Annotated in this window: 30 protein-coding genes and 1 pseudogene; 12 read left to right on the top strand and 19 right to left on the bottom strand. The window is 63.4% G+C overall.

Annotation, left to right across the window (positions count from 1 at the left end; translation table 11 throughout):
- Positions 1-55: 55 nt before the first annotated feature.
- Both KIP88_RS05125 and KIP88_RS05120 read left to right on the top strand, forming a co-directional pair.
- Positions 56-379, top strand: coding sequence for a hypothetical protein (locus KIP88_RS05125; protein WP_214486777.1), 324 nt, complete (start codon positions 56-58; stop codon positions 377-379).
- Between the two features lie 153 nt (positions 380-532).
- Entirely contained in the window at positions 533-964 is a 432-nt protein-coding gene (locus tag KIP88_RS05120) for a CBS domain-containing protein (protein WP_214486776.1), read from the top strand.
- 131 nt (positions 965-1,095) lie between these two features.
- On the opposite strand, the gene KIP88_RS05115 is transcribed toward KIP88_RS05120, so the two are convergent.
- Positions 1,096-1,335, bottom strand: coding sequence for a hypothetical protein (locus KIP88_RS05115; protein ID WP_214487329.1), 240 nt, complete (start codon positions 1,333-1,335; stop codon positions 1,096-1,098).
- Between the two features lie 77 nt (positions 1,336-1,412).
- A complete protein-coding gene (locus KIP88_RS05110; protein WP_214486775.1) occupies positions 1,413-1,649 on the bottom strand; it encodes a hypothetical protein in 237 nt (78 codons plus the stop codon).
- On the opposite strand from KIP88_RS05110, the gene KIP88_RS05105 reads away from it, so the two are divergent.
- The gene (locus KIP88_RS05105; RefSeq protein ID WP_214486774.1) at positions 1,648-1,827 is read left to right on the top strand and encodes a hypothetical protein; all 180 of its coding nucleotides are present in this window, start codon (positions 1,648-1,650) and stop codon (positions 1,825-1,827) included. The genes KIP88_RS05110 and KIP88_RS05105 overlap by 2 nt on opposite strands.
- Here the strand turns inward: KIP88_RS05105 and KIP88_RS05100 are convergent.
- On the bottom strand, positions 1,824-1,982 hold the full coding sequence (locus KIP88_RS05100; protein ID WP_214486773.1) for a hypothetical protein: 159 nt from the start codon (positions 1,980-1,982) through the stop codon (positions 1,824-1,826). The two genes, KIP88_RS05105 and KIP88_RS05100, sit on opposite strands and share 4 nt — an antisense overlap.
- Before the next feature lie 452 nt (positions 1,983-2,434).
- Between KIP88_RS05100 and KIP88_RS05095 the strand changes: the two genes are divergently transcribed.
- Positions 2,435-2,662: a hypothetical protein gene (locus tag KIP88_RS05095; RefSeq protein ID WP_214486772.1), complete on the top strand. Its 228-nt coding sequence runs from the start codon at positions 2,435-2,437 to the stop codon at positions 2,660-2,662.
- Positions 2,663-2,961: 299 nt separating this feature from the next.
- Positions 2,962-3,177, top strand: a complete 216-nt coding sequence (locus tag KIP88_RS05090) for a hypothetical protein (RefSeq protein ID WP_214486771.1) — start codon at positions 2,962-2,964, stop codon at positions 3,175-3,177.
- A gap of 32 nt (positions 3,178-3,209) precedes the next feature.
- Here the strand turns inward: KIP88_RS05090 and KIP88_RS05085 are convergent, their stop codons facing one another.
- The 13 genes from KIP88_RS05085 to KIP88_RS05025 all read right to left on the bottom strand — a co-directional run bounded on the left by KIP88_RS05085 (position 3,210) and on the right by KIP88_RS05025 (position 14,587).
- Complete coding sequence (locus KIP88_RS05085; RefSeq protein ID WP_214486770.1) at positions 3,210-4,544, bottom strand: c-type cytochrome; 1,335 nt, start codon at positions 4,542-4,544, stop codon at positions 3,210-3,212.
- Positions 4,545-4,555: 11 nt separating this feature from the next.
- Complete coding sequence (locus KIP88_RS05080; RefSeq protein WP_249790585.1) at positions 4,556-4,921, bottom strand: gamma-butyrobetaine hydroxylase-like domain-containing protein; 366 nt, start codon at positions 4,919-4,921, stop codon at positions 4,556-4,558.
- Positions 4,922-4,950: 29 nt separating this feature from the next.
- On the bottom strand, positions 4,951-5,106 hold the full coding sequence (locus KIP88_RS05075; protein ID WP_214486768.1) for a hypothetical protein: 156 nt from the start codon (positions 5,104-5,106) through the stop codon (positions 4,951-4,953).
- A 30-nt stretch (positions 5,107-5,136) separates the two neighbouring features.
- Positions 5,137-6,162, bottom strand: a complete 1,026-nt coding sequence (locus KIP88_RS05070) for a formate dehydrogenase subunit gamma (protein ID WP_214486767.1) — start codon at positions 6,160-6,162, stop codon at positions 5,137-5,139.
- Between the two features lie 70 nt (positions 6,163-6,232).
- The gene (fdh3B, locus tag KIP88_RS05065; protein ID WP_028348819.1) at positions 6,233-6,829 is read right to left on the bottom strand and encodes a formate dehydrogenase FDH3 subunit beta; all 597 of its coding nucleotides are present in this window, start codon (positions 6,827-6,829) and stop codon (positions 6,233-6,235) included.
- A 14-nt stretch (positions 6,830-6,843) separates the two neighbouring features.
- Positions 6,844-9,810 (bottom strand): formate dehydrogenase subunit alpha, encoded by a 2,967-nt coding sequence (locus KIP88_RS05060; RefSeq protein WP_214486766.1) that lies wholly within the window; start codon positions 9,808-9,810, stop codon positions 6,844-6,846.
- A gap of 13 nt (positions 9,811-9,823) precedes the next feature.
- Entirely contained in the window at positions 9,824-10,039 is a 216-nt protein-coding gene (locus tag KIP88_RS05055; RefSeq protein ID WP_161853182.1) for a hypothetical protein, read from the bottom strand.
- Positions 10,040-10,072: 33 nt separating this feature from the next.
- Entirely contained in the window at positions 10,073-10,861 is a 789-nt protein-coding gene (locus tag KIP88_RS05050) for a molecular chaperone TorD family protein (protein ID WP_214486765.1), read from the bottom strand.
- A 132-nt stretch (positions 10,862-10,993) separates the two neighbouring features.
- The gene (locus tag KIP88_RS05045) at positions 10,994-11,692 is read right to left on the bottom strand and encodes a DUF3306 domain-containing protein (protein ID WP_214486764.1); all 699 of its coding nucleotides are present in this window, start codon (positions 11,690-11,692) and stop codon (positions 10,994-10,996) included.
- Complete coding sequence (locus tag KIP88_RS05040) at positions 11,689-12,201, bottom strand: DUF3305 domain-containing protein (protein ID WP_214486763.1); 513 nt, start codon at positions 12,199-12,201, stop codon at positions 11,689-11,691. Before KIP88_RS05040 ends, KIP88_RS05045 begins: the two co-directional genes overlap by 4 nt.
- A 28-nt stretch (positions 12,202-12,229) precedes the next feature.
- On the bottom strand, positions 12,230-13,252 hold the full coding sequence (locus tag KIP88_RS05035; RefSeq protein ID WP_214486762.1) for a DUF6352 family protein: 1,023 nt from the start codon (positions 13,250-13,252) through the stop codon (positions 12,230-12,232).
- Complete coding sequence (locus KIP88_RS05030) at positions 13,249-13,824, bottom strand: DUF6505 family protein (RefSeq protein WP_214486761.1); 576 nt, start codon at positions 13,822-13,824, stop codon at positions 13,249-13,251. The genes KIP88_RS05035 and KIP88_RS05030 overlap by 4 nt, the downstream gene beginning before the upstream one ends.
- A gap of 7 nt (positions 13,825-13,831) precedes the next feature.
- Positions 13,832-14,587 carry a biotin/lipoate--protein ligase family protein gene (locus KIP88_RS05025; protein ID WP_308163236.1) on the bottom strand — a complete coding sequence of 252 codons (756 nt, stop codon included), beginning with the start codon at positions 14,585-14,587 and terminating at the stop codon, positions 13,832-13,834.
- Between the two features lie 169 nt (positions 14,588-14,756).
- On the opposite strand from KIP88_RS05025, the gene KIP88_RS05020 reads away from it, so the two are divergent.
- Positions 14,757-16,793 (top strand): 4Fe-4S binding protein, encoded by a 2,037-nt coding sequence (locus tag KIP88_RS05020; RefSeq protein ID WP_214486760.1) that lies wholly within the window; start codon positions 14,757-14,759, stop codon positions 16,791-16,793.
- A 61-nt stretch (positions 16,794-16,854) separates the two neighbouring features.
- A pseudogene (locus tag KIP88_RS05015) lies at positions 16,855-17,652 on the top strand (Mrp/NBP35 family ATP-binding protein); the annotation flags it as partial.
- A 13-nt stretch (positions 17,653-17,665) separates the two neighbouring features.
- Here the strand turns inward: KIP88_RS05015 and KIP88_RS05010 are convergent.
- Genes KIP88_RS05010 through KIP88_RS05000 form a run of 3 tightly spaced genes read right to left on the bottom strand, consistent with a single transcriptional unit; the run spans position 17,666 to position 19,780 of the window.
- Positions 17,666-17,968, bottom strand: coding sequence for a hypothetical protein (locus tag KIP88_RS05010; RefSeq protein WP_249790536.1), 303 nt, complete (start codon positions 17,966-17,968; stop codon positions 17,666-17,668).
- A gap of 49 nt (positions 17,969-18,017) precedes the next feature.
- Positions 18,018-19,043, bottom strand: a complete 1,026-nt coding sequence (locus KIP88_RS05005; protein ID WP_214486758.1) for a histone deacetylase family protein — start codon at positions 19,041-19,043, stop codon at positions 18,018-18,020.
- Positions 19,040-19,780 (bottom strand): GntR family transcriptional regulator, encoded by a 741-nt coding sequence (locus KIP88_RS05000; protein WP_249790535.1) that lies wholly within the window; start codon positions 19,778-19,780, stop codon positions 19,040-19,042. The genes KIP88_RS05005 and KIP88_RS05000 overlap by 4 nt, the downstream gene beginning before the upstream one ends.
- A gap of 127 nt (positions 19,781-19,907) precedes the next feature.
- On the opposite strand from KIP88_RS05000, the gene KIP88_RS04995 reads away from it, so the two are divergent.
- The 5 genes from KIP88_RS04995 (at position 19,908) to KIP88_RS04975 (ending at position 25,791) form a co-directional block, all read left to right on the top strand.
- Positions 19,908-20,696, top strand: coding sequence for a class II aldolase/adducin family protein (locus KIP88_RS04995; RefSeq protein WP_214486756.1), 789 nt, complete (start codon positions 19,908-19,910; stop codon positions 20,694-20,696).
- Positions 20,697-20,748: 52 nt separating this feature from the next.
- A complete protein-coding gene (locus KIP88_RS04990; protein WP_214486755.1) occupies positions 20,749-22,302 on the top strand; it encodes an ABC transporter substrate-binding protein in 1,554 nt (517 codons plus the stop codon).
- A 71-nt stretch (positions 22,303-22,373) separates the two neighbouring features.
- Positions 22,374-23,345 carry an ABC transporter permease gene (locus tag KIP88_RS04985; protein WP_214486754.1) on the top strand — a complete coding sequence of 324 codons (972 nt, stop codon included), beginning with the start codon at positions 22,374-22,376 and terminating at the stop codon, positions 23,343-23,345.
- Positions 23,342-24,181, top strand: coding sequence for an ABC transporter permease (locus KIP88_RS04980; protein ID WP_214486753.1), 840 nt, complete (start codon positions 23,342-23,344; stop codon positions 24,179-24,181). The genes KIP88_RS04985 and KIP88_RS04980 overlap by 4 nt, the downstream gene beginning before the upstream one ends.
- A 2-nt stretch (positions 24,182-24,183) precedes the next feature.
- Complete coding sequence (locus KIP88_RS04975) at positions 24,184-25,791, top strand: ABC transporter ATP-binding protein (protein WP_214486752.1); 1,608 nt, start codon at positions 24,184-24,186, stop codon at positions 25,789-25,791.
- Positions 25,792-25,804: the final 13 nt, after the last annotated feature.

Genomic DNA, 25,804 nt, shown 5'->3' with positions numbered 1-25,804 from the left:
AAAGCGGGTGCGATGCTTTGAGCCCAGAGGGCAGTATTCGAATGAGGAGGAACTTATGAGGAAGATCGCAATCGGCCTGCTGGCCGGCGCGGGCGCGCTGCTGACCGGCAGCGCAAATGCGTCTGATATCTACACCAGCAGCGAATATACCAACTCCGACCTGATCCAGCAGGTTCGCATGGTCTGCGACGAAGACGGACGCTGCTATCGCACCCGCGGCGGCAGCCGCGTGGTCGTTCGCGATTCATACGCCTATCAGCCGCGCGAGCGATACATCGAGCATCGACGCTACCGCGACTACGATGAGCCGCGCGCTGGCGTCGGCATCCGCGCACCCGGCGTGAGCGTGGGCGTAGGTGTCGGCAACGACCGCTGGTAAACAGAGGCAAACAAACCAGGAGAAACGCGGCGAGAGACTTCGGCTCGGTCTGAAGTCTCTCCGCCAGCGTCGGGATTATTTCATTTGCCCGCGGGAACGGCGGTCCGTGGTACCTGTTAGCCGATGAAGCAACGGCCGAACGGAGAGCCTCACATGAAAGTTTCCGATGCGATGACCCCTGAGGTTCAACTCTGCACCCCCGACGACACGTTAAAGGACGCCGCGCAGGCCATGGCGGCGCTCGGCGTCGGATTGCTGCCGGTGACCGACAATGACCGCCTGGTCGGCATGATCTCCGACCGCGATATCGCGATCCGCGGCATCGGCATGGGCCGAGGTCCCGAGGGACGGGTCGGCGACGTGATGACGGCCGAGGTTAGATATTGCTACGAAGATCAGAATCTCGACGAGGTGAGCGCGATCATGGGTGACATCCAGGTCCGTCGCCTGCCGGTGCTCAATCGCGACAAGCGTCTCGTCGGCATCATCGCGCTGGGCGACATCGCGCTGGTCCAGTGCGGCAATGGCACCAGTGCAGCATTAAGTGGAATTTCGCGGCCCGGCGGGCAGCATGTACAACTCTAGTCGTGAAGTATCTCGCCCGCATCGTGCGGGAACGCTGGTACCTCATCACGCATAAACCAAGGCGAATGCCGGTGCCTGCAGGCAACGGCATTCGCGTAAGCGTCTAACGACCATTAAGCTGCGGGCCGGAATTATTTTTTGGCGCCGGCTCCGGCATTGTCCATGCTGGACGAACTGCCAGCCTTCATTTTGCCGGTAGAGGCTCCCGTCGTCGTTCCCTTTTTCATGTTCGTATGCTTGGTCGTGCTTTTGGTCGCCCCTTGGGCGGCGGCTTTTTCGCTTGATGCGCCGGGGGCCGGCTGCATTTGTGCGAATACGCTCCCCGTCGACAGCAACAGGGCACATGCGCAAGCCAGGATGGTTTTCTTCATTGGGGAACTCCTTTGATTGAAGCGAGTCCTCAACCTGCGCTCCCCCGAAGGGTTCCGACGCAAACAAGTGAGCGCCATCACGCCGACGCGAGCACCGGAGGCACGGACTGCTGCCGCCTGAATTGCTGATAAGCCGCGATTGCCTTGTTGGCCAACATCAACCGCCGCCGTTCGCCACGGCGCACCATCAACTCTATCGCGTCGCTGAGAAAGCGGCCGGCCACCATCGCGTCGCCCAACTCTCCGGTACGGTTGAGATAATCCCAGGCGATTTCAATCGAACTGTCTATCAGCAGAGGCAGCGGTTCCGTCATGTCTACGTCCAACCATTTCTGGGAAAACGTCCAGCGGCAGTCTCTGTTCCTGATCCAGCTTGCTGGGAAGGCAGCCCCGCAAAGGCCGTTACGGTCCTCCTGCAACGGCGCCCGCAATCACCGCCAGATCGTCCAGATCGACGACGACGAGGCCGCCGTCGCGCAACCGGGCGGCTAATGGGTGTTGGTCTCGTGCCACTTTTCCAGATCGGGTTTTGACGATCCCGGCCGCTGTTCCTTTTCCGGATTTCCCTTCCAGGGCTTGTCGGTCTGCTTGTGCGATCCCCAGTCCGTCTGCTGACGGGGATCATCGCTAGGCTTCTCTTTGCTCATTGGACACCTCCAGAATGGGAACCGGACAGCAGGTGATTTAGTTCCTGACGAATCTGTGAACTCGGGTTCCAATGTCCGGAACCGAACAGACAGGGGACGATGGTCCCCCCTAGTCTTTCTGTATGGACAAGAAGAATGCCGAGAGTCGGCCCCAGCACGACTTGCACATGGAAGCGCTCGCGGCGCTTGAGCAAGCACGGGCCATGCCTCATGGTCCCGCACGAAGCGAAGCTTTGAAGCGCGCTGGCATGCTTCAGCACGCGGCCGACATGCAGGGGCTGACGTTTGCCAAACGTGGTCGCCCGCCGAAAACCTGACCCGTCCCTCGGTCAGGATTGTCTGCTGTGGCGACCGCCAGCACAGCAAGTGCCTGCCACTTCACCCATGCGGTAAGCCACCGGAACCCGAGAACAGGTCTCAACGTTGCTCTGGCGGGCAGCAAGGAGGCTCCAATGGGATTGGCCGAATACATGATCGTTTCCAAGCCGGACGGCTGGACGGTCCTCCACGACGGGACCACGCAGAACGACTACGACACAAAAGAAGCGGCGTTCGAAGCGGCCGTCGCCGCCGCGTCGCTGGCGATCCGCCAGGGCCACGAGGTTCACGTCAGCGTCCCCGGTCGCGAGGCGGGCAACAAGACCGCGCTTGGCGCCAAGGATCCTCAAATCGTACCGTGATACGCTCGCACGCGCCGCGCTCCGCCGTCGAGATCATCGCCCCAATAGTTGGAGGCAATCGGGCGCGACTGCACGCAATTCCCGCGAGCATCAGCGCAGCAACGATCGCAGTACGGCATTCAACGGCGGTGATTCAATGCAACATAAAGTGGACGCGCTGCTTCCCTATGCGCCAATGACACCGGTTCAATTGTCAAAAACAAGATCGTGATAGGTGACGCAGACCACATTCGCGCGTGACCGTTGGCTCTAATGCGGTGGTGCAAGCCACACTGCATATCGAGCCAACGGAGTTTTCCATGAAGCGTCTGTTGATTTCCGGATTCGTGGCAGTCGCCCTGCTCGCTGTCGCAACCACATTTCGCTCGCATTCAATCATTTCGGCCGAGCGCTCCACCGTAACCACCGGCGTGGCGTTGTCGAAGAAATCTCCGGCCGCCGCAGGCGTAACCAGGCTTCCGATCGAGGAGTACGAGGATATGTCGATGGTGTTTTCGACGCCCGTGAAGCATTGACGCAACAGGAATAGTCGCCGCGCCGAGCACTTTTATCGCCTGGTCGCGCGCTCGAGAAATTGCACCAGCGCGGCGCGGTCCTGCTCCGAGCCGATGCGCTGCTCCGGCATCTTGGTGCCGGGCGTATACGCCTGCGGCCCAATTTCGAACAGTTTGGAAACCGTCTCCGGCGTCCAGACGATATCGAGCCGCTTGAGTGCTTCGGAAAAATTATAACCCGGTGCGGTGGCGATCCGCCGGCCGAAGATTCCGGCGAGCGTCGGACCTGCGCGGTTGGCCTGCTCGGCGCCAAGCGTATGGCAGGCGACACAGGCGCGAAAGACCTCCGCGCCGCGATCGCCGGTATAGGCGGCGAGCGGATCTCCCGCCGTCTCCAGCAGAATCGGATCGACCGGCTCGCCCGTCGCCGCATTCCAGCGCCGGATGATGTTATCGGCGCCGCCCGTGAGCAGCGTGCGGCTGCCGGGCAGGAATGCCACCGACCAGACCGGCAGGCCCGGACCGACCAGCGTGCGCGTGAGCGTGCGCGCCTTGCGGTCGATCACAGCGACCGTGCCGCCAATGCCCGCGGCAGCAACCAGCGCACCATCAGGCGAAATCGCAATCGAGATCACCGGCCTTGGCCCTGCCGCAACCTCCCCGGCACGTGCGCCGCCGGCGGTCAGGAAGTAGACCTTGCCGTCGGCGCCGCCGACCGCGATTTCACCGTCGGTACCGGCGGCCACGGCGTTGAGCGGGGTCGGCATCGAAACGACGGTTGGCGTTTGCGCGCCCGACAGCGGCCAGATGCGAACGCTGAGGTCGTAGCTGACGCTGACCAGGGCACGGCCATCGGCGGTAAACGCCACGCCGTTGACGTTCTGCGTATGCTCGTCGAGCACGCGCGGCGCACCGCCTGCGAGCGGCCAGAGGCGCACCGTGTGATCCCACGAGGCGGATGCGAGCGCAGCGCCATCGGGCGATGCCGCCAGCGCGACGATCGGCGCCGTGTGGCCTTCGAACACCGCGTCGGGCTCTGCCTTGCCAAAGGTCCAGATGGCGATGCGACCATCGGCGCCGGCGGTCGCGGCACGCCTCTCGCCGAGCAGCACGACCGCGTTGACGGCGTCGGCATGGAAACGAAGCACCTGCTCGGCCGCATTGCGCGTCAGCGACCAGCGGATCGCGGTCGAATCGAAACTGCCGGAGATCGCGCTTTGCCCGTCGGCCGATATCGCCAGCGCCCGCACCGGCCCGCCATGGCCGCGCAACTGCGCAAAGGCTGAGGTGGTTCCGATCGGCAGAGCGATCAACACGGCCGCAAAGCTCAGAATCGCGAACCGGCCTCCCCTGGCGAGCGAAGCGATCGCGGCAATGCTTTGCTGCATCCGCATCGGCCTCAGCGTACGCCCGGCCTGTCGCGGTCGAGGCCTTTGGCCTGGAGGTCGTCGAGGTAGTCCTGAAAGCGCCGCCCGGCGTTCAGGCCGAGATCGCGCAGAAACGCCCAAGAGTAGATGCCGGTTGAGTGCATGTCGTCGAATCCTATTCTGACGGCATAATTGCCGACAGGATCGACGGAAAGAATGGTGACATTACGTTTGCCGCCGACCGTCTTGCGCTCGGCTTCGGAATGCCCCTGCACTTCGGCGGACGGGCTGGTCACGCGGAGCAATTCGGCGGGGAGATCGAAGGTGCGGCCATCGTCAAAGGCAACGCGCAACGCGCGGCGATCCTTTGGCAGGCGAATTTCGACCGGCCACGCCAGCGTGACGTCAGGTACACCCACCGCCGGCGTCAGCTCGGGCCAATCAGATTATGGCCGGGATCGCCGACCCTGGCGCCCGTGGTCGTAAACGCAACCGAGCTTGGCTCCTGGATGGTATTGAGCACCATCGCGACGCCGACAGCAGCGACGACTGCGAACGCCAGAGCCGCAACAAAGGATTTCATGTCACTTCCTCACCTTTGACTTGAGCCGGATTATTCGGCCGGCACGGCATGCGGCGTGCGGTCGGACGGCGCGCCAGCCTTTTTCTGCTCTTCCTCGACCCAGAGCGCGTGATGCTCCTTGGCCCAGTTGAGATCGACCTCACCGGTTCCCATCGCGTCGAACGCCCCCTCCATGCCGACGGAGCCGATATAGATGTGCGCCAGCATGGCGGCGATGAAGAGCATCGCGATCACGGCGTGGATCACGGTCCAGAACTGCAGCGCAGTGACGTTGCCGGGCAGATACGGGAACAGCAGGAACCACCCGGACAGCGACATCAGCGCGCCGCCGATGATCACGATCCAGAAAATTGCCTTTTGTCCCGCGTTGAAGCGCTTGGCCGGCGGATGCTTGCCATTGGACAGAAGACCGCCGCCCTGCTTGATCCACTCAACATCGAGCTTGCCGGGAATGTTATTCTTGATCCAGATCAGGAACATGATCACAAGCCCCAGCATGAACGGGAATGCCAGGTAGTTGTGCGCAAGCTTGGCCCAGGCCGACATGGCGGCGAAGGCGTCCGCGCCGAACAACGGCAGGATCAGGGTCCGGCCGAAGCTGACGTTCAAGCCTGAGAGCGCCAGAACGATGAAGCAGGTTGCCGTCAGCCAGTGGACGAAGCGCTCGAAGCTGGAAAAACGCAGGATCGTCCTGCCAGAGAATCCCTGATGCACGCGAATCCGGCCGCGTACCATCAGGAAGATCGCCAGAAGAGCCAGCATGCCGAGAATGGCAATGCCGCCGATCCAGGGCAGCTTGCTGCGCTGGAAGTCTCGCCAGTCGCGCCCCGCAGGCTGGATCAGATTGGCAGCGCTTCCGTCGGGGATCGATACGCGCCCGGTGATCTTATCGCCCTCCTTCAGCGCGTTCAGCAGCTTGTCTTCCTGAACGGCCTCGGCGGTCGGCTTGAAGGAAAGCTGGGCGGCTGCGGGACTCGCGAGAACGAACAGCAGCGCGAACGCCGCGAACAAAGGCTTGAAACCGGCGAGCTTGAGAATTGAAAGTGAGCCTGGCATTTGCACAACGCCCTTTCGGTTATCGGAATTACGCATTGCGCCGCCGCGCCGGGGCGCGGCGGCCGTGGCATCAGCCGGTCGGTGAATCGCTGTAGGCGGTCTTCCAGCCCCACATGCCGGAGCCGTAACCGCGCTTCATCACCCGCTCCTTGTAGATCTCGGCGATGATCGCGCCGTCTCCGGCCAGCAGCGACTTGGTCGAGCACATCTCGGCGCAAATCGGCAGCTTGCCTTCGGCGAGGCGGTTGGCGCCGTATTTGGCGTATTCGGCCGGCGTGGAGTCGGCCTCCGGGCCGCCCGCGCAATAGGTGCACTTGTCCATCTTGCCGCGCGAACCGAAGTTGCCGACCTTCGGATATTGCGGCGCGCCGAACGGACAGGCGTAGAAGCAGTAACCGCAGCCGATGCACAGATCCTTGGAGTGCAGCACCACGCCGTCGGCGGTGGTGTAGAAGCACGACACCGGGCACACCGCGGCGCACGGCGCGTCCGTGCAGTGCATGCAGGCCATGGAGACCGAGCGTTCGCCGGGCTTGCCGTCATTGATGGTGACGACGCGGCGGCGATTGATGCCCCACGGCACTTCATGTTCGTTCTTGCAGGCCGTCACGCAGGCGTTGCACTCGATGCAACGGTCGGCATCACACAGAAATTTGACGCGAGCCATGATCTATTCTCCTCTCACGCCGATTGGATCTGGCACAGGGTCACTTTGCCCTCGTGCATGCCGGTGACCGGATCGTAGCCGTAGGACGTGATCGTGTTGACGCTTTCGCCCAGCACGATCGGGTCACTGCCCTTCGGATATTTGCCGCGTTGGTCGACGCCCTGGAACCAGCCGGAGAAGTGGAATGGCATGAATGCCACGCCCTTGCCGACACGGTCGGTGACGAGCGCCTTGACGCGGGCCTTCGAGCCGTTTTCCGGACCGAACACCCAGACCCAACCGCCGTCCTTGATGCCGCGTTCGGCGGCATCCGACGTGTTGACCTCGACGAACATGTCCTGCTGCAATTCGGCGAGCCATTTGTTCGACCGGGTTTCTTCGCCGCCGCCTTCGTATTCCACGAGGCGTCCCGAGGTCAGGATGATCGGGAATTGCTTGGCAAGCCCCTTGTCTACCGCCGCCTTCTGAACGGAGAAGCCAAGATTGGCCATACGGAACTGACGCCCGTCCGGACGCGTCGGGTATTTCGCGACGAGATCGGGACGCGCCGTATAGATCGGCTCGCGATGCACCGGCACGGGATCGGGCAGATTCCACGCCACCGCGCGGGCCTTGCCGTTGCCATACGCCATCACGCCATGCTCCAGCGTGACGCGGATGATTCCGCCCGACAGGTCAACCGCCCAGCCGACGCCATCGGGATTGTTGCCGCCGATCTTGTTGATGGTGGCAAGCTCGTCCGCGGTGAGGTCCTTGTCCCAGCCGAGCTTCTTGAGCACGCCGTAAGTGAACTCGGGATAGCCGTCGGTCAGCTCCGAGCCCTTGCTGTAGGAGCCCTCGGCCAAAAGGTTGACGTTCTTCACCGAGCCGTCCGGCTGCTTCTCTTCGTAGACCACGCCGAAGCGCGCGCGGAACGTACCGCCGCCGTCCTTGGCGTGAAGGTTGGTGTTGTAGAGCGTGTGGGTGCCCGGATGCTTGATCTGCGGCGTGCCCCAGCACGGCCATGGCAGGCCGTAATAGTCGCCGCCGATTTCGGGCTCGTCCGCCTTGGCGCGCAAGGTCACCAGGTCGAATTTGCCCTGGTTCTTCATATGCGCTTTCAACCGCTCCGGCGACTGGCCGGAATAGCCGGTCGAGAAGCCGCCACGGTTGATTTCCCGCAGCAGGTCTTCCGGCGACGGCTGCTTGTTCTCGACCTTGATGTTCTTGAACATCTTGTCGGCGAAGCCGAGCTTCTCCGACAGCCGATAGATGATCTCGTAATCGTCCTTCGATTCGAAGATCGGCTTGACGATCTGCTCGCCCCACTGCAGCGAGCGGTTGGAGGCCGTGCGCGAGCCCGAGGTCTCGAACTGGGTGCAGGCCGGCAGCAGATACGTGCCGTTCTTGCGCTCGGAGATCGCGGCGAACGTCGTCGGATGCGGATCGGCGACGACGAGCAGTTCGAGCTTTTCGAGGCCCTTCACCATCTCCGTCATGCGCGGCACGGTGTTGCCGCCATGCCCCATGATGACCACGCCCTTCACGACATCGCGCTGGTCGACGTCGTCAGGGTTGGCCAGCGTCGCATCGAACCAGCGGGTCCACGGGATGCCCGGCAGCTCCATGTTCTGCTTGCGGGTGCGCGCCGGACGGCCCGCCTTCGCCGGCACTTCGTCGAAACGCGACTGCAGATAATCGTATTCGACTTCCCAGACGCGCGCCCAATGCTTCCAGGCGCCTTCGACCAGGCCGTAATAGAGCGGCAGCGTCACGATATCGAGGCCGATATCGGTCGCGCCCTGCACGTTGCAGTGGCCGCGGAAGATGTTGGCGCCGCCACCGAAGGTACCGACATTGCCGGTTGCCAGCAGCAGGTTGCAATAGGCGCGGACGTTGGCGGTGCCGACGGTGTGCTGGGTGCCGCCCATGCACCAGACAAAGGCCGATGGCTTCTGCTTGGCAAACGTCTCGGCGACCTTCTTCAACTGCTCGCCGGGAATCCCGGTAACGCGTTCGACCTCTTCCGGCGTCCACTTCGCGACTTCGGCGCGGATCTGGTCCATGCCGTAGACGCGTTGCTTGATGAATTCCTTGTCTTCCCAGCCATTGTTGAAGATGTGGTGCAGCATGCCCCAGATCACCGCAATGTCGGTGCCGCCGCGGAACCGGACATATTCGGTGGCATGCGCCGCGGTGCGGGTGAAGCGCGGGTCGAGCACGAACACGTTGGCTCGGTTGAGCTCCTTGCCCGAGAGGATGTGCTGCAACGAAACCGGGTGCGCCTCGGCGGCGTTCGATCCCATGAAGACGACGGTCTTCGAGTTGCGCATGTCATTGTAGGAATTCGTCATCGCGCCGTAGCCCCAGGTATTGGCGACGCCGGCGACAGTGGTCGAATGACAGATGCGGGCCTGGTGGTCGATCGAGTTGGTGCCCCAGAATGCCGCGAACTTGCGGAACAGATAGCCGCCTTCATTGGAGAATTTCGCGGAGCCGAGCAGATAGACGGAATCGGCGCCCGACTTGGCGCGAATCTCCATCATCTTGTCGCCAATCTCGTTGATGGCCACGTCCCACGAGATCTTCTGCCACTCGCCGTTGACCAGCTTCATCGGATATTTCAGCCGGCGGTCGCCGTGGACGAGTTCGCGCACGGCCGCGCCCTTGGCGCAATGCGAGCCGCGATTGATCGGGCTGTCCCACGCCGGCTCCTGGCCGACCCAGACGCCGTTCTGCACTTCGGCGATCACGGTGCAGCCGACCGAGCAATGCGTGCAGATGTTCTTTTTGATTTCGGTCGGTGCGCCGACCTTCTCAGGACCGGCCTGCGCCTTGCGCACCGAGCCGAGCGGCATCAGGCCGATCGCGGCGCCGGCACCGGCCGCCAGACCGGACCGCCGCAGGAACGTGCGGCGATCGAGAACTCCCGACGCGAGGCCGGCAGCGATACCCTGCAAACGCACCCTGCCCGCGGATCCGTCTCTTCGCTTCATCAACATGTGCGTGGTCCCATCAATAGCGGTTGACGCGATAGAAATTCTTGACGTGATCGGTTTCCTTGTAGCGCGCCTTGACGCGCTCGGCCTGCGACTCGTCCGCCGCCGCCTCGCCGCCAGTGAGCGGCACAACGGCTGCTGCAGCGACCGCCGAACCGCCCATCAGAAACAGGCTGCGCCGATCCACCCCTGTGGCCCGTGACTTGCCCTTGCTGTCAGATGGTTTGCTCATTGCGATCTCCTTCATAGTTCTTGCCTTTCGCCGTCACTCGGACAGCGTGAAGGCCTCGGATTCCAATTCGATGAAGACACGGCCGGCGCGACCGACGGCGCGGTAGAAGCGCGCCGATGGCGACATTTCCAGATCAACGAACATCCGCGCCGCCCACGGCTTGAGATGCCGTTCGAAAAAACGCGCCTGTTCGGCGAACTCAGCCTCGAAGTCGTTGCGTGCGAGGCCAGCCATGACCTCGAGCAGAATCGCGATGTGATCTTCCGGCTCGCGCGACGTGCCCGCGCGCTCGATCCCGAGCCCGCGCAAATCTTCGCGCACCCGCGCGAGCGGACGCTCGTGAAGAAAGCCGGTCAGATAGTAAGAGGCATAGGGCAACAGTTCGCCGCGGCCGAGACCGATGAAGAGATCGAAGAACTCCTTGCTGACGGCGCGATCATCGGTCGCCGCGGCTGCCGCTGCGAGTTCGATATGCGCCATGCCGAGTTCGGAACCATCGCCCTTCAGCATGGCCACACGCTTGAGTGTTTCGGCCTCAGGCGCCTTGCCGAGCAACAACGACAACAGGCCGTATTCCGCGGCACGCAGTTGATCGATCTCGTCAATTTCGGGCTTCGATGTCACCTGATCCTCGGATGGCCCGTACAGATCGGGACGAAGAACAAAACGATTCACCTGCGTCAGCGCCTCGACGGCCAGAACCCGCTCGGCGGGAATGCGCGACCACGCCGAAACCGAGGGCTGCGCAATGCCGATCCCCCGTGCCAGCGATCCGACGCCACCCGCTGCTTTGATAGCTAGTTCCAGTCCGGCATCACGCATGGTGCTACCGATTTCTCCCCGCCCACTCGCGCCCGCCGCCCGTGTCCCCGGGCAAACAAACTTAGAACTGGAATTATTCCAAGCTGGGGAATCTCTAACATAGCCTTTGGCTATGTCCGCAAAAACTTTTGTCTAAACAATCGGTTTCGCGGTGCCATGACGTCGCAGTGGTTGCTGCGGCGCAACAGACTGCGCCGGCTGGGTTTTTTCGACCGGCGCGCGTTCGCTGGCATCACCATCGGCCTTCACTTCCGTCTCCGCCGCCGGTTCCCCGGACCGTCTGAAAGACTGCACCGGGTGATCTTCCTGCGGTTCCGCCGACAGCTCCCGTTCGGTCGGCCCTGTCGGGGAACCTGCCGCCTCATCTCCGGACTTCGCGTCGGAACTTGTCGTTTTGGCTGCGGGTTCGCCCATGATCTGCGACACCAGCCGCGCCACATCGACGCCTGCGCCGAGTTCGCCGCCGCCGGGAACTCCGCCCGGCGTGTTCCAGTCATAGGCGTATTCGAGCGCGGGATTGACGTAACTGCGGATCGCGGGATCCAGCGCCCAGGATTTTTGCAAGGCCGCATTCCGCAAATGCTCGGGAACGCCTTTGCGAAGAAATGCGGTGATGTCGGTGCTAGCAGTCAGTTCCTCGAGCTTTGGCAAGGTCGAGAGATCGAATTCCGGCGTGACTTCTTCGCCTTGCAGTGCGGGCGATCCTGGCGATTCGACGCTTTCGCCAGCCGGCGCGTCCGGCATCGGCTCCGGCTGTTTTGCCTCCTGCTTGCGCTGCGACCATCGCGCCAGAAAGCCCTTATCCCCTTCGGTTTCGTCCGGACCACTCATCGGCGTCCCGTTCCCTCATCCGGCCGGCCGCCCGGCACGCGCGGCCGATCGCCGCTCGCGCGATCCCGCTGGCGTTTGTGGAACACGCGCTCGACATGGAATCGATCGACAAAGGCTGCAATCCATGACGCGATCTCCGGCGGCATCGGCACGGTACCGATCACGTCGCAGCCGCTTTCGAACATCGCCTCCCCTTCGGTCGGGTCAGCAGTGACCTTTGTCAGCTCAAGTTCGGCGCCGCCGTCCTGGCGCCGCAACGCGACCCAGATCCGCGGCTCGCCGTCGGCAAGATTGTCGCGATAATTGGCCGTTTCCGCGCTGAAGAGATCGATGCTGGCCGAGCCCGCGTAATAGGTCGTCGTATCGGCCTCGGTGGACAGCACGGTCCACGGCGCCGTTGACGGCACCTCATCCAGAATCATCGCCGGCGACCACAACTGGTCGATCCAGGGATTGTCGATCGAACGGCGTCGCACCACCACGCCAACCTCGCGGGATGCTTCAGTCATTGCCATTCCCGATCCTCTCTTCGGTGGATCATGTAACATTCGCAGTCGCGGCCAACGGCAACCCCGCGACCAGATTTTGCGGCTTTAATCGCACCACCTTGTCCGCGCCCATGGCGAGGATGAGGTAGACCGGCTTGTTGCCGACCCGCTCATCCACCAGCCGCGTATCTTCGATGGTCAGCCGCATCAAAGCCACGATGCGCTCGGCGACGCCGCCGTCCAACCGCTCGCCGTGCCACAGCGCATTGCCGATCCGCGTTGCGTCGCTGTCGAGGCCTATGAACCAGCGCCAGTCGCGATCCTCGATCGAGGCGATGGTTTCGACACTGACGGTAACGCCGAGCAGATGGCCAATCCAGCGCTCGATGACCCGGCACAGCCCGGCGCGCGCCTTTGCATTGCCGCCGAGATTCATGACCATCGCGTGCGCGTCCGATCGCGACCAGTAGGTCCAGGCGTTTTCGTCGTCCATCACGTCCATCTCGCCGAAGGTCTTCGGCTGCTGCAGCATGGCCGTGAGCGGCGATGAATGCAGGTCATGCTGGGCATGCTGCTCTGCCTCGATCACCTCCGCATCGGCCAGCAGCAGCGTGCCGTCGTGAACGGCCGCCAGTTGGCTGCGATAGAACAGCTCCGCCGCGCGCAATATATAAGGGTCGTCGCAGCCTTCGAGTGCGTTGCGCAGGATCAGGTGGCACAGTTGCGACAGAAAGATCGGCGGCAGGTCTCCCGCTCCTTTGCGGGCCAGCGCGACATAAACCGCCTCGAGCGACGGCGCCGCCATCAGCCGGTCGCGGAAGTTCATCATGAAGGACCAGTTTTCACGTGCGTCGGCATCGGCAAGCCGGGCGATGTCCGCGCCCGACACCGGGCGTAGCGGATCGGCCATTAGGCTCGCATGCAGATCGCGCTCGGCCTCGCAGGCATCCGCCGGCGGCATCAATTCCGGCCGCGCCAGATAGGCCATGATGAGTTCAGGCGTCGCCACCAGCCCGCCGTGATCGGCGCGGCGCGTGAGGTGATGGCCCGAGGCGACCCAGAATTCTCTCATGTACGATCCGTTGTTCTGGCATCGGTCCTGATCAGCCCGAGAAGATCGACCTCTTCCTGGGGTTCAACGTCGCCTTCGACTTCATGAAAGGTAAAGGCGCTGGCATGGGCGTGCAACCGGTCGGCATCTGTGGCACCCGGGCGCGGCTTCAGGGTACGAAAGCGTTCGCGGATTTCGCCGTTTTCGACGCTGCGCTGAACGGCAAGCAGTGTCTGCGGCGGATGCTCGCACAGCGAGCTTGCGAACGCGATCTCCTCCTCGGCGGCAAGGCGCGCGGCCTCCGCGTCAGGCGCCCCGAATTTCTCCATCAACTGCCCTGCAAGCCGCTCGATCATCGCCGACCGCTCCGTTTCGGTGGCTTCGGTGACGATGGCAAGGGTCGACCATCCCAAACTGTCGATCCCGAGAAAGCCCGAACGCAGCGCCACGCGCTGCTTCTGGTCGAGCGCGGCCGGATCCCGGTTCCAGAACACGAACGCGCCGGAAACCGCCCATTCCCCGGGTTCGGCTGCCCGCTCGAAGACGAACGTATCCGACGGGTCCAGCCTGATGGTTCGCGGAAATTTCAGCATATCCGCCTCATCCGAATTTCGGACCGCGCGCCTGCGGATCATACCAAGCAGCGCGTCCAAGCGCATCCAGAAGACTGCTCCGTTCCGGCGCTCCGCCGCTGGCAGGCATGCTGACCAGAAGATCGCCGTTGACATCGATGCCCCGGCGCTCGCCGGCCTTGCGCTTGGGAAGCCGTTCCAGATAGTCCCGCGCGATCGCCTCGAAGCCGCGCTCTTTCCATCGGTCAAAGGCGGTCATGAGGTGGCGGCTGAAGCTCTCGATGATCGCATCGGTATCGACCATCTCGAAACCTTCGCTCAGCAAGGAGACGCCCGAGGCCGCCTGCACCTCGGGGACATGCGCCATGGCGGCAGCGCGCAGGATCACGCCGAAAACGAGCCATTCAGGTATGTCGTCTTCGGTGCATTCGGCCGGCCAGCCGAGCCGCCCCCCGCCGAGCAATCCCGCATCGAAACGGATCGCATCAGGCCAGTCGAACGTGACTTCCCGCTCCGGCGGACAATGGGCGGCAATCGCATCGGCCAGCGCATTCATGCCGGCAAAGAATGCCCTTCGCGCTGACTTGAGCGGCTCGTCGGGTTCAAGTACCACCGCGAACTCGACCAAGTCATAACGGCGCACCCACACGAGTGTCCCGGCACCCGCCTCCGCCGCGATCTCGCAGCCATGCGTGAAGGCATCGCCGAGCTCGCGCAACGCGACCAAAGTATAACCGGGGGGCAGATCGAGCGTCTGTTCCGTATCCCCGAGACGAGCGATCACGAAGAACTATTCCCTCATTGCTTCAAAGCCTGCGGGTGTATGCTATCCCGCGCAAGCCGGCGGCGCGAGCGGCCATTGTGTCTTGCAGATATCCGCCCGAGCGGTTACCGCAGAACCGTGGGATGAAGCAACCGCCCGCGTGGGTGCATCGGGTTCAAGGTATTTCAAAATGAGTGCGGCGACGTCTCGCCTCCTAATTTGCAGTTGCGAGAAGACCATGCCGCTCGACGCGGAAGCGATCGGTCGTGGCTGCACGGCCAGGATCGGCCAGGCGAACCAGCTTTGCGGCCTCGACCTCGACCGCTTCAAGGAGGCGCTCGCCGAAGGCTCGCCGATCACGGTTGCCTGCACCCAGGAAGCGCCGCTGTTTCGGGAAGTCGCGGAGAATTCGCCGCAAGCCGAGCTTACCTTCGTCAACATCCGCGAGACCGGTGGCTGGTCGAAGGACGCCGCGGCGGCGGGACCAAAAGCCGCGGCGCTGATTGCCGCAGCAGGCGAAGACATGCCGCCGATCTCGCTGGTCACGCTCGAGAGCAACGGCGTTGCATTGATCTACGGCCGCGACGAGATTGCCATCGAGGCCGCACAGCGTCTCGCCGATCGGTTGGACATCACCGTGCTGCTGACCAGGCCCGGTGACGTGACACCACGCCGCACAAACGAATTTCCGGTTCTCAAGGGCACGATCCGCAATGCGCGCGGACATCTCGGGCAGTTCGAGCTTGCGATCGACGATTACGCGCTGCCCTCCCCCTCCTCGCGCGCGAAACTCGTGTTCGGGCCTTCGCGCAACGGCGCCACTTCCACCTGTGATCTGATCCTCGATCTCTCGGGCGGCATGCCGCTGTTTCCCGCGCATGAACTGCGCCCCGGTTATCTGCGCGCCGATCCGCGCGACAAGGCGGCCGTCGAGCGGGCGATTGCGGATGCCGGCGCGCTCGTTGGCACCTTCGACAAGCCGCGCTTTGTCAATTTCGAGCCGTCGCTCTGCGCGCATTCGCGCTCTTCCATCACCGGATGCACGCGCTGTCTCGACCTGTGTCCGACCGGTGCAATCACGCCGAACGGGAACGCCGTTGCGATCGACGCCGATGTCTGCGCCGGCTGTGGTTCCTGCGCTTCCGTATGTCCGACCGGCGCGGCCTCCTATGCGCTGCCAAGCGCGGACGCCCTGATGCGGCGACTGCGGACGCTGCTGCAGACCTACCGCAAGGCCGGCGGAAGCGACGCCGTGGTATTGTTTCACGACGGCGAGCACGGCGAGGAAATCATCGATGCTCTGGCGCGGTTCGGCGACGGCTTGCCGGCCAATGTGCTGCCGCTGCGCGTCAACGAAGTAACGCAGCTCGGCCCCGAACTCCTCGCGTCCGTCTTTGCGTATGGCGGCAGCGGCGTCGCGCTGCTCACGCGCGCCAAGCCCCGCCACGACATCACGGCGCTCCGCCGCGCGGTCGAAACCGCGGATCGCGTCGTTAGCGCGCTGGGTTTCGGCGCCGGCATCATTCAGATCATCGAGACCGATGATCCGGACCAGTTGCGCGCCATGCTGGATGCCGCCCCTCGTGGCGTCGCAACACAAAAGCCCGCCGGCTTCGTGCCGCGGGGCGCGAAACGCGGCGTGCTCGAGACGACGTTTCGCGAGCTTCATCTCGCCGCTCCCACCCCGGTCGACGTCGTGCCGCTGGCGCCGGGCGCCGCCTTCGGCACCGTGAACCTGAATGTCGAAGGCTGCACGCTGTGCCATGCCTGCGTCACCGCCTGTCCAACGGGTGCGCTTTCAGACAATCCCGATCGCGCGATGCTGCGCTTCACTGAGAGCCTCTGCGTACAGTGCGGGCTTTGCGAATCCACCTGCCCCGAGAAGGTCATCAGCATCGAACCGCGTCTCGACTTCCAGGCCTGGAACACGCCGCAGCGTGTGCTGAAGGAGGAAGAGCCGTTTAACTGCATCGCCTGCGGCAAACCCTTCGGCACCAAGAGCTCGATCGACCGCGTGCTTGCAAAGCTCGGTGAGAAGCACTGGATGTTCCAGGGCGCCAATGCCAAACGCCTCGACGTCATCAAGATGTGCGCAGATTGCCGCGTCGAAGCGGTGGTGAACGAAAGTTTCGATCCGCATGCGGCGCCGCAACGCCCGCCGGTCATGTCGACAGAGGATTATCTGCGCGCGCGCAATGTAAAGAAGGACGATCCGCTTGGATCGTGAGCAGTCCGTGTCCGCTTCTCCTCCAGATCTCAAGGCTCGCGCGACCTCAAGAGCCGCCGGCATTCCCGGCGTCAAGCACATCATTGCCGTTGCCTCCGGCAAGGGCGGCGTCGGCAAATCCACCACCTCCTGCAACCTCGCGCTCGGCTTCGCCGCGCTCGGACTGAAGACCGGCATTCTCGATGCCGACATCTACGGGCCGTCGCAACAAAAACTGTTCGGACTGCGCGGCAAGCCGCGGCAGCTCGGCCCGCGCATGCTGGAGCCGATGGAGCGTTTCGGCGTCAAGGTGATGTCGATCGGCTTTCTGGTCGAGGAAGACAACGCCATGATCTGGCGTGGGCCGATGGTCATCTCCGCCATCACGCAGATGCTGCGCGAAGTGGCATGGGGCGATCTCGATATCCTGGTCGTCGATCTGCCGCCCGGCACCGGCGATGCGCAGCTCACCATGGCGCAACAGGTGCCGCTCGACGGCGCAATCATCGTCTCGACGCCGCAGGACCTCGCCCTGATCGACGCGCGGCGCGGGATTGCGATGTTTCAGAAGGTGAGCATTCCGATCCTGGGCCTGATCGAAAACATGTCGAGCTTCTGCTGCCCGACCTGCAACCACGTCACGCCGATCTTCGGTCACGGCGGCGCGCGGACCGAGGCCGAAAGCCGCGGCATTCCCTATCTCGGCGAAATCCCGCTCGACATGCAGATCCGCCAGACCTCCGACGACGGCCGTCCGATCGTCGCCGTCGACCCCGACGGCATCCACGCGAGGCATTATGTGAGCATTGCGCGTGAGATCTGGACCACGATCGTCACCGGCGCAGCGCACCGGCCGCCGCCGCGCATCGTCATCGAGTAGCCGCGCGAGTAACTCACGGGCTCATGAAGACCGGATTGATCCGCTCTGCTCCACCGACAAGACCGAGCGCTCGCAGTTCATCGCGGTGCAGATCGATCATGAGGATCGACAGGATCGAGAAAAGAACGACGGCGCTGAAGATGAGGAACGGCGAAGCAGGGACGTCGGCCGCATCGCGTTGCGCAGCCTTCCGCTCCCGGAAATTGCTCCAGAGCGGAGCCAGCAGAGCCCACAACGCATAAAGCATCGGGATCTTTTTTCTTTGCATCGCGCCCGAAGCGTAGATCGACCCATGGCCAATGTCGAGATCGGCCAACAGGACATCGTGCCACACCCGCGAGCAGGCGAGAGCACGAGTGTGCGAGCTAACGCGCCTCCTCGAAACCACCGAGCGCAGCGGTGAGATTCGCGCCGAGAATATCGGAGAGATAGCCGCCCTCCTGAACGAAAACGGTCGGAAAGCCCAATCGGGCGATTGCAGCACCAATTCGCCGGAAGCCGGCCGTCGTCACCGCTAGGCCGGCGAGCGGATCGTGCTCCGAGGCATCGAGACCGAGCGCCACCACGAGCGCGCCGGGTGCAAACGCGCGGATGGTTTTTTCCGCTTCACCAATCGCCTTTATGTAGTCGTCATCCCCCGTGCCCTTCGGCAATGGAATGTTCAGATTGGCGCCGAGGCCGGGACCGGCGCCGCGTTCATGGGCGTATCCCCACACGAACGGATTGAAGAAAGTCGGATCGGCATGGATCGAAACGGTGAGCACGTCGGGCCGTTCGTAGAAGATGCCCTGCGTGCCGTTGCCGTGGTGGACATCGACATCGAGAATAGCGACGCGCTCATGCTTCAGCTTAAGTTGAGCCGCCGCCACTGCGCTGTTGTTGAGAAAGCAGAATCCGCTCGCGAGATCGCGGTAGGCATGATGACCGGGCGGCCGGCAAAGAGCGTAGGTTGCGTCCTCACCGTCCATGACAAGCTGGGCAGCCGTGGCAGCGACATCGGTCGCGGCACAGGCGGCAGCCCAGGTGCCGGGACCGATCGGGCACGAGGTATCGATGGTGTGCCAGCCGAGGCGACCGACGATGTGGGTCGGGTATGTGGCGGCGTAACGCACCGGATGCATGTTGGCGATCATTTCGGGACCTGCATCGCCAAGGGCCGACCAAGCGTCCCACGCCTCCTCCAGGAAGCGAAGGTATTCGGGGCTGTGGACCCGCGACCGCGGACCCTGACCGAAAATGGTCGGCGCGACCAGATCGTGCTTGCCGGCTTTCAACCCTGCCAGCAAACGATCGGCGCGTTCGGGCTGCTCGGTGGTGCGCTTGATAACGCCGCGCACCAGGAAGAATTGCGGATCGTGGCTGCGGTGCAGTTCGGTGTAGACGGCCTTCACGCGGGTACTCCGTTGGTGGGCAATAGAATTCCGCCTGGCGCCGCGCCCGCATCGGCGCTCGGAGGCGTCAGCTCCCGCACCAGCCTGCCGACCTCGCGCCAGGCGTGACCGATATGGTGATCGACATGTGCGGTGATGCGTTCGGGGTGCCCGGCTTCGATCGCCGCAAGCAGCGGCTCGTGCGTCCGCGCGATCTCATGCGGATCGTCGTACAGGCGGCCGATCAGCCCGATGACCATGCGCAGCTCGGCCGCGAGATCATCGAACAGCCGCAGCAGGCGCCGGTTATCGGCGATTTCGAAGATCAGCCGATGAAAGCGATAGTCTTCTTCCACCTGTCGCGCGGGATCGTCGAGATCGGCGGTCTTGTGCAGAATATCGAGTTGTCGCCTGAGCGCGTCGCGCGCTTCGGCCGTGAGATTTCGTGAGGCCAGCACACTGGCGTGACGTTCGATGCAAAGCCGCAGATCATAGATCTCGTCGATGTTTCGGATTTCGAGCTTGCGCACGAAAAAGCCGCGGCGCGGCTTCGCCACCAGCAGCCCCTGCTTCTCCAATAGCCGCGCCGCTTCCCGCACCGGCGCCCGGCTGATGCCTAATTCGCGGGCAATCCCCGCTTCCACCACTTTGGAACCCGGCGGCAGACGGCCCTGAACGACCGCCTGCGTGAGGATGCGGGCGACCTGGCCGACCAGATCGCTGTCGGTAAGTGCCGGTAATCCGACGGGAAGAGACATAGGTCGCATCGGCTAAACCCGCGTCAGTCTGTGTATATTTTTTAATCGTCGATTGTCGACAGTTTAATCTTGCCCTAGTGTCCCGTCGCACGCAAGCTGAAAACGTTGAATGTGGGCAAAGGCGAAAATGACAAGTGCAGCTCCAAACACCGCAAAGGCATGGCCAGCGGCGGCAGACCAGACTCTCCAAATCCGGATCGACCTCGCGGCCGCCTACCGGCTGATTCACCGGCTCGGGCTTGATGACAGCATCTACACCCACATCTCCGTCCGGCTTCCGGGCCGGCAGGACCGCTTTCTCATCAACCCCTACGGCCTGCGCTTCGAGGAAGTCACGGCGTCCAACCTGGTGACGGTCGACCTCGACGGAAACGTCATCGACGATCCCATGGGCCTCGGCATCAATCCGGCAGGCTTTACGATTCACAGTGCGATCCATGCCGCGCGGCATGACGCGATTTGCGTCCTGCACACGCATACGGTTGCGGGCATCGCCATCGCCTGCCAGAAGCAGGGCCTGTTGCCACTCAATCAATGGTCGCTGCAGTTCACCGGCTGCCTCGCCTATCACGACTACGAAGGCATCGCGCTCGATCTCGACGAGCGTTCGCGCCTTGTCGCCGATCTCGGCGACAAGTTCGTGATGGTGTTGCGCAACCACGGCATGCTGACCTGCGGACGTTCCGTCGCCGAAGCCTTCAAGCTGATGCACAATCTTGAACGCTCCTGCCGCGCCCAGCTCGCCGTGCAGTCGTCCGGCGCCGAGATTATCCCGCTTTCGGATGCCGTCGCCCGCAAGACGGCCGGCCAATACGCCAATTTCTACGACGCGATCGAAACCAATGGCGTGCCCGACAGCGAATGGGCCGCCTTCAAGCGCATGCTTGAACGGACCGATCCCGATTTTGCCAACTGACAAACGTAACGCCCGGTAGCGCGCCGGCCAGCCCTTTTGAGCGAGGTAAGTAATGTCCAAGCGTAAGATATTGATGAGCGTTGCCGTGCTTTGCATGCTGAGCACCGCGGCAGTGGCCGAGGGGCCGAAGGCAGGCGGCGTCGTCAATGCCGTGATTCAACCGGAGCCGCCGAGCCTGATGGTGGGCCTGGTCCAGAACGGTCCGACGCAGATGGTCGCCGGCAACATCTATGAAGGCCTGCTGCGCTACAGCCCCAAGCTGGATCCCCTGCCCGGCCTCGCCGACAGCTGGACGGTCAGCGAGGACGGCAAGGTCTACACGTTCAAACTCGTGAAGGGCGCGACCTGGCACGATGGCAAGCCGTTCACATCAGCAGACGTCCTGTTCTCGATCGATTTCCTCAAGCAGACCCACGCACGCGCGCGTGGCAATCTGGTGCAGCTCGACAAGGTCGAGGCGCCGGATGAATCGACGGTGGTCTTCACGCTGAAGCAGCCGTTCGGCCCCTTCATCGGCATCTTCGAGGTCGGCTCGCTGCCGATGATTCCGAAGCACATCTACGAAGGCACCGATTTCAAGACCAACCCGGCCAACAACACCCCTGTCGGCACCGGGCCCTACATGTTCAAGGAATGGCAGAAGGGCTCGTTCATCCGCCTGGTCAAGAATCCGAACTACCACGTCAAGGGCAAGCCCAATATCGACGAAATCTATTGGCACGTGATTCCAGATGCCGCCGCGCGTTCGGTCGCTTATGAGACCGGCAAGGTCGACGTGCTGCCGGGCGGCTCGATAGAAAATTTCGACGTGCCGCGCGTGAGCAAGCTCAAGAACACCTGCGTCACCGGTGCCGGTTGGGAATTCTTCAGCCCGCATTCCTGGCTCTGGCTCAACAACCGCTCTGGGCCAACCGCGAACAAGAAATTCCGTCAGGCGCTGATGTTTGCGATTGATCGCAACATGGCCAAGGACGTGGTCTGGAACGGCCTCGGCAAGGTCGCGACCGGCCCGTCGGGCTCCGCGATCAAGTACTACACCGGCGCGGTACCGAAATACGACTACGATCCGGCCAAGGCAAAGGCTCTCCTCAAGGAAGCCGGCTACAACGGCGAGAAGATCCGCTTGCTGCCGCTGCCCTATGGTGAGACGTGGCAGCGCTGGGCCGAAATGGTTCGCCAGAACCTGCAGGACGTCGGGATCAACGTCGAGATGGTCGCAACCGACGTCCCCGGCTGGAATCAAAAAGTCAGCGAGTGGGACTACGACATCGCCTTTACCTATCTCTACCAGTATGGCGATCCCGCGCTCGGCGTCGGCCGCAATTATGTCTCCAGCCAGATCGCCAAGGGCTCGCCCTTCAACAACGTCGAAGGCTATTCGAACCCTGATATCGACAAGCTGTTCGCCGACGGCGCGGTCGCCTTCCCCGACGCGGCGCGCGGGGAGATCTACGCCAAGGCACAGAAGATTCTCGTTGAGGACGTGCCGGTCGCGTGGATGCTCGAACTGCAATTCCCGACCATCACGCGCTGCAACGTCAAGAACCTGGTCACGACCGGCATCGGCGTGAACGACGGTTTCCGCGACGCCTGGATCGAGAAGTAATCGGCCCACTCATCGGGCGTCAGACTGAGGTCTGACGCCCGATATTACGACTCTAACGCAAGCGACCGAACATGATTTCCTTCATCGCCCAGCGGATCGCGAAGGCCATCGTCGTCCTTCTCGCGCTCGTCGTTCTCAACTTCTTCCTGATCCGGATGGCGCCGGGCGACCCCGCGCTGGTGATGGCGGGCGAAGCCGGCGCAGGCGATCAGGTTTTCCTGGCCCAGCTGCGCGAGAAGTTCGGTCTCGACCAGCCGCTGCCGATGCAGCTGTTTCTCTACGTCAAAGGCATTCTCAGCCTCGATCTCGGATTCTCGTTTCGCCAGCAGATGCCGGTCGCGTCGCTGATCCTGCAGCGCCTGCCGGCGACGCTGTTGCTGACCGGGACCGCCTTCGCGATCTCGCTGGCATTCGGCATCCTGTTCGGCGCATTGGCGGCGCGCTGGGCTGGGACCTGGGCCGACACCGCGATCACGGTGCTGGCGCTGATCTTCTACGCCACGCCGCTGTTCTGGGTCGCGCTGATGGCGATCCTGCTGTTTTCGGTCACGATGGATTGGCTACCGAGCTTCGGCTACGAGACGGTGGGCGCAAACTATACCGGGCTCGCGCACGTGCTCGATGTCGCCGCCCACCTCATCCTGCCGGCAACGACCATCGGCCTGTTCTTCATGGCCACCTATGCCCGCATGACGCGCGCCTCGATGCTCGAGGTCAACCGGCTCGACTTCGTCAAGACCGCGCGCGCCAAGGGCCTGTCTGACACCGTGATCCAGCGCCGCCACGTGCTGCGCAACGCGCTGTTGCCGGTGGTGACGCTCGCTGGCCTGCAGGCCGGAACCCTGGTCGGCGGCGCTGTTCTGACCGAGACCGTGTTCGCGTGGCCGGGTATCGGCCGCCTGATGTACGAGGCGCTGCTGCAGCGCGACTACAATTTGCTGCTCGGCGTCTTCGTCGTCTGCTCGGCGATGGTGCTGGCCTTCAACCTGATCACGGACCTGGTTTACCGCTCCGTCGATCCCCGCATCGAGTTCGCCTCATGAGACAGGTCTGGCGAATGCTGTTGCGCAATCCCGGCGGCATGATCGGCGTCGCGATCCTGACTATTGCGATTGCGGTGGCGCTGTTTGGTCCGCTGCTGTTTCCGACTTCGCCCTGGCGCATGGTGCAGCGGCCGTTCCTGCCGCCGTTTACGATGGCTAATCTGCCGCTCGGCACCGATGCGCTCGGCCGCGATGTCATGGCAGGCATCATCTATGGCGCGCGGGTTTCCCTGCTGGTCGGCCTGATCTCGACGCTGGCCTCGCTGGCGGTCGGCATCCCGCTCGGCGCCGCCGCCGGATATTTCGGCGGCCGCGTTGACGATGCCCTGATGCGTTTCACCGAGTTCTTCCAGACCGTCCCCAGCTTTGCACTGGCGATCGTGCTGGTCGCCATCATGCAGCCCTCCATCGTATCGATCGTTTCAGCCATTGCCATCGTGAGCTGGCCCCCGGTGGCGCGGCTGGTGCGCGGCGAAGTACTCTCGCTGCGCACGCGCGAATATGTCCAGGCGGCCGTCGTGACCGGCCAAAGCAACTGGTGGATCATCTGGCGCGAGATTCTGCCGAACGCACTGTCGCCCGTCATCGTGCTGGCCTCGCTGATGGTCGCAACCGCGATCCTGCTGGAATCCTCGCTCTCCTTCCTCGGCCTCGGCGATCCCAATCTGATGTCGTGGGGCTACATGGTGGGCGCCGGCCGCACCGTCATCCGTCAGGCCTGGTGGATCACGGTATTCCCCGGCATCGCCATTCTGGTCTCCGTGCTGGCGCTGAACCTGATCGGTGAAGGCCTCAACGACGCGCTCAACCCCCGCCTCGCCAAAGGGGGACGCTGAGCATGACCGTCGTCATCAAGAACCTGAAGCTGGCGCTGCCACCCGGCGGCGACCGCGCGCATGCGGTGGACGATGTTTCGTTCGATCTCACCGCCGGAAAAATCCTCTGCGTGGTCGGAGAATCCGGGTCCGGCAAGTCGATGTGCGCCCACGCGTTGATGGGCCTTCTGCCAGAAGCGGTGACGGCTGAATCCGGCGAGATCCTGTTCGACGGCAAGAACCTCGTGTCACTCAGCCCGACGGAATGGCTCGCACTGCGCGGCCGCGGCATCGCCATGGTGTTCCAGGAGCCGATGACGGCGCTCAATCCCTTGATGCGGATCGGCGACCAGATCGCCGAAATGTTCGAGGCGCATGATCTTTTGACGCCGAAGGAGCGGCGGCAAAAGGCCCTCGCCCTGATTCGCGAGGTCGGCCTGCCCGATCCGGAGCGGATCGTGCGCGCCTATCCCCATCAATTGTCCGGCGGCCAGCGCCAGCGCGCGATGATCGCCATGGCGCTGGCGCTCGAACCCGCCGTGCTGGTGGCCGACGAACCGACCACCGCGCTCGATGTCACGACGCAGGCGCAGATCCTTAAATTGATCCGCGACCTGCAGCGCCGCCGCAACATGGCCGTCATGTTCATCACCCATGATTTCGGCGTCGTCGCCGAGATTGCGGATCGCGTGGTCGTGCTTCAACATGGCAAGGTGGTCGAACAGGGCACCGCCGATGACGTGCTCCTGCGCGCCCAGCATCCCTATACCCGTGCATTGCTTGCCGCCGTTCCCACCCTGCAGCCACCACCGCGGACGCCCCTGCTCGACCGGAGCAAGGCGGTGGAAGTGGTGGGCCTCGGCAAGACCTATGTCAGCGGCGGCGGATGGTTCCGCGCCGAGCGGCGCGTTCAGGCCGCCAAGGAAGTCAGCTTCGACATCTTCCGCGGCGAGACGCTCGGTCTGGTCGGCGAATCCGGTTCCGGAAAATCGTCTGTCGCACGCCTCGTCATGCGCCTGATCGAGCCTGACGCCGGCACCGTCCGTATCGGCGACGTCGATCTCACCCGGATCAAGGGAAAGGCGCTGCGCGAACAGCGCCGCCGCATTCAAATGGTGTTCCAGGATCCGTTCGCCTCGCTCAATCCGCGCCGAAAGGTCGGCAACATCATAACCGATGGCCCGATTGCGCATGGCGTCGATCCGGCAGCGGCGCGAAAGCGTGCCGGCGAGCTGCTCAGCCTCGTCGGCCTCAATGCGAGCGCGATGGAACGATTTCCGCACGAATTCTCCGGCGGTCAACGGCAGCGCATCGGAATCGCGCGAGCGCTGGCGCTCGACCCGGAAATCCTGGTCGCCGACGAAGCGGTCTCCGCGCTCGACGTGTCGGTGCAGGCGCAGGTGCTGGACCTGCTGGAGGATCTGAAGGCCCGGCTCGGTCTGTCGATGCTGTTCATCACCCACGATCTTCGCGTGGCTGCGCAGATTTGCGACCGCATCGCCGTGATGCAGCACGGCGCGATCGTCGAACTCAAATCGGCGGCCCTGCTGTTCGCGGCTCCTGAGCACGCCTACACCCGCGAACTCCTTTCCGCGGTGCCTGGCCAGACGTCATCGTCCAAGGCGGCATGAACGGGACCACGAA

Origin of the sequence: Bradyrhizobium sp. SRL28 (assembly GCF_018596315.1) — a bacterium.
Lineage (GTDB): Bacteria > Pseudomonadota > Alphaproteobacteria > Rhizobiales > Xanthobacteraceae > Bradyrhizobium.
The sequence above is the reverse complement of the archived record's forward strand: the minus strand, read 5'-3'. Positions and strand labels throughout refer to the sequence as shown.

Coding starts and splice junctions, on each gene's coding strand:
- KIP88_RS05125 (WP_214486777.1), top strand. CDS start 56: ATGAGGAAGATCGCAATCGGCCTGCTGGCCGGCGCGGGCGCGCTGCTG.
- KIP88_RS05120 (WP_214486776.1), top strand. CDS start 533: ATGAAAGTTTCCGATGCGATGACCCCTGAGGTTCAACTCTGCACCCCC.
- KIP88_RS05115 (WP_214487329.1), bottom strand. CDS start 1,335: ATGAAGAAAACCATCCTGGCTTGCGCATGTGCCCTGTTGCTGTCGACG.
- KIP88_RS05105 (WP_214486774.1), top strand. CDS start 1,648: ATGTCTACGTCCAACCATTTCTGGGAAAACGTCCAGCGGCAGTCTCTG.
- KIP88_RS05110 (WP_214486775.1), bottom strand. CDS start 1,649: ATGACGGAACCGCTGCCTCTGCTGATAGACAGTTCGATTGAAATCGCC.
- KIP88_RS05100 (WP_214486773.1), bottom strand. CDS start 1,982: ATGAGCAAAGAGAAGCCTAGCGATGATCCCCGTCAGCAGACGGACTGG.
- KIP88_RS05095 (WP_214486772.1), top strand. CDS start 2,435: ATGGGATTGGCCGAATACATGATCGTTTCCAAGCCGGACGGCTGGACG.
- KIP88_RS05090 (WP_214486771.1), top strand. CDS start 2,962: ATGAAGCGTCTGTTGATTTCCGGATTCGTGGCAGTCGCCCTGCTCGCT.
- KIP88_RS05085 (WP_214486770.1), bottom strand. CDS start 4,544: ATGCAGCAAAGCATTGCCGCGATCGCTTCGCTCGCCAGGGGAGGCCGG.
- KIP88_RS05075 (WP_214486768.1), bottom strand. CDS start 5,106: ATGAAATCCTTTGTTGCGGCTCTGGCGTTCGCAGTCGTCGCTGCTGTC.
- KIP88_RS05070 (WP_214486767.1), bottom strand. CDS start 6,162: ATGCCAGGCTCACTTTCAATTCTCAAGCTCGCCGGTTTCAAGCCTTTG.
- fdh3B (WP_028348819.1), bottom strand. CDS start 6,829: ATGGCTCGCGTCAAATTTCTGTGTGATGCCGACCGTTGCATCGAGTGC.
- KIP88_RS05060 (WP_214486766.1), bottom strand. CDS start 9,810: ATGTTGATGAAGCGAAGAGACGGATCCGCGGGCAGGGTGCGTTTGCAG.
- KIP88_RS05055 (WP_161853182.1), bottom strand. CDS start 10,039: ATGAGCAAACCATCTGACAGCAAGGGCAAGTCACGGGCCACAGGGGTG.
- KIP88_RS05050 (WP_214486765.1), bottom strand. CDS start 10,861: ATGCGTGATGCCGGACTGGAACTAGCTATCAAAGCAGCGGGTGGCGTC.
- KIP88_RS05045 (WP_214486764.1), bottom strand. CDS start 11,692: ATGAGTGGTCCGGACGAAACCGAAGGGGATAAGGGCTTTCTGGCGCGA.
- KIP88_RS05040 (WP_214486763.1), bottom strand. CDS start 12,201: ATGACTGAAGCATCCCGCGAGGTTGGCGTGGTGGTGCGACGCCGTTCG.
- KIP88_RS05035 (WP_214486762.1), bottom strand. CDS start 13,252: ATGAGAGAATTCTGGGTCGCCTCGGGCCATCACCTCACGCGCCGCGCC.
- KIP88_RS05030 (WP_214486761.1), bottom strand. CDS start 13,824: ATGCTGAAATTTCCGCGAACCATCAGGCTGGACCCGTCGGATACGTTC.
- KIP88_RS05020 (WP_214486760.1), top strand. CDS start 14,757: ATGAGTGCGGCGACGTCTCGCCTCCTAATTTGCAGTTGCGAGAAGACC.
- KIP88_RS05000 (WP_249790535.1), bottom strand. CDS start 19,780: ATGTCTCTTCCCGTCGGATTACCGGCACTTACCGACAGCGATCTGGTC.
- KIP88_RS04995 (WP_214486756.1), top strand. CDS start 19,908: ATGACAAGTGCAGCTCCAAACACCGCAAAGGCATGGCCAGCGGCGGCA.
- KIP88_RS04990 (WP_214486755.1), top strand. CDS start 20,749: ATGTCCAAGCGTAAGATATTGATGAGCGTTGCCGTGCTTTGCATGCTG.
- KIP88_RS04985 (WP_214486754.1), top strand. CDS start 22,374: ATGATTTCCTTCATCGCCCAGCGGATCGCGAAGGCCATCGTCGTCCTT.
- KIP88_RS04980 (WP_214486753.1), top strand. CDS start 23,342: ATGAGACAGGTCTGGCGAATGCTGTTGCGCAATCCCGGCGGCATGATC.
- KIP88_RS04975 (WP_214486752.1), top strand. CDS start 24,184: ATGACCGTCGTCATCAAGAACCTGAAGCTGGCGCTGCCACCCGGCGGC.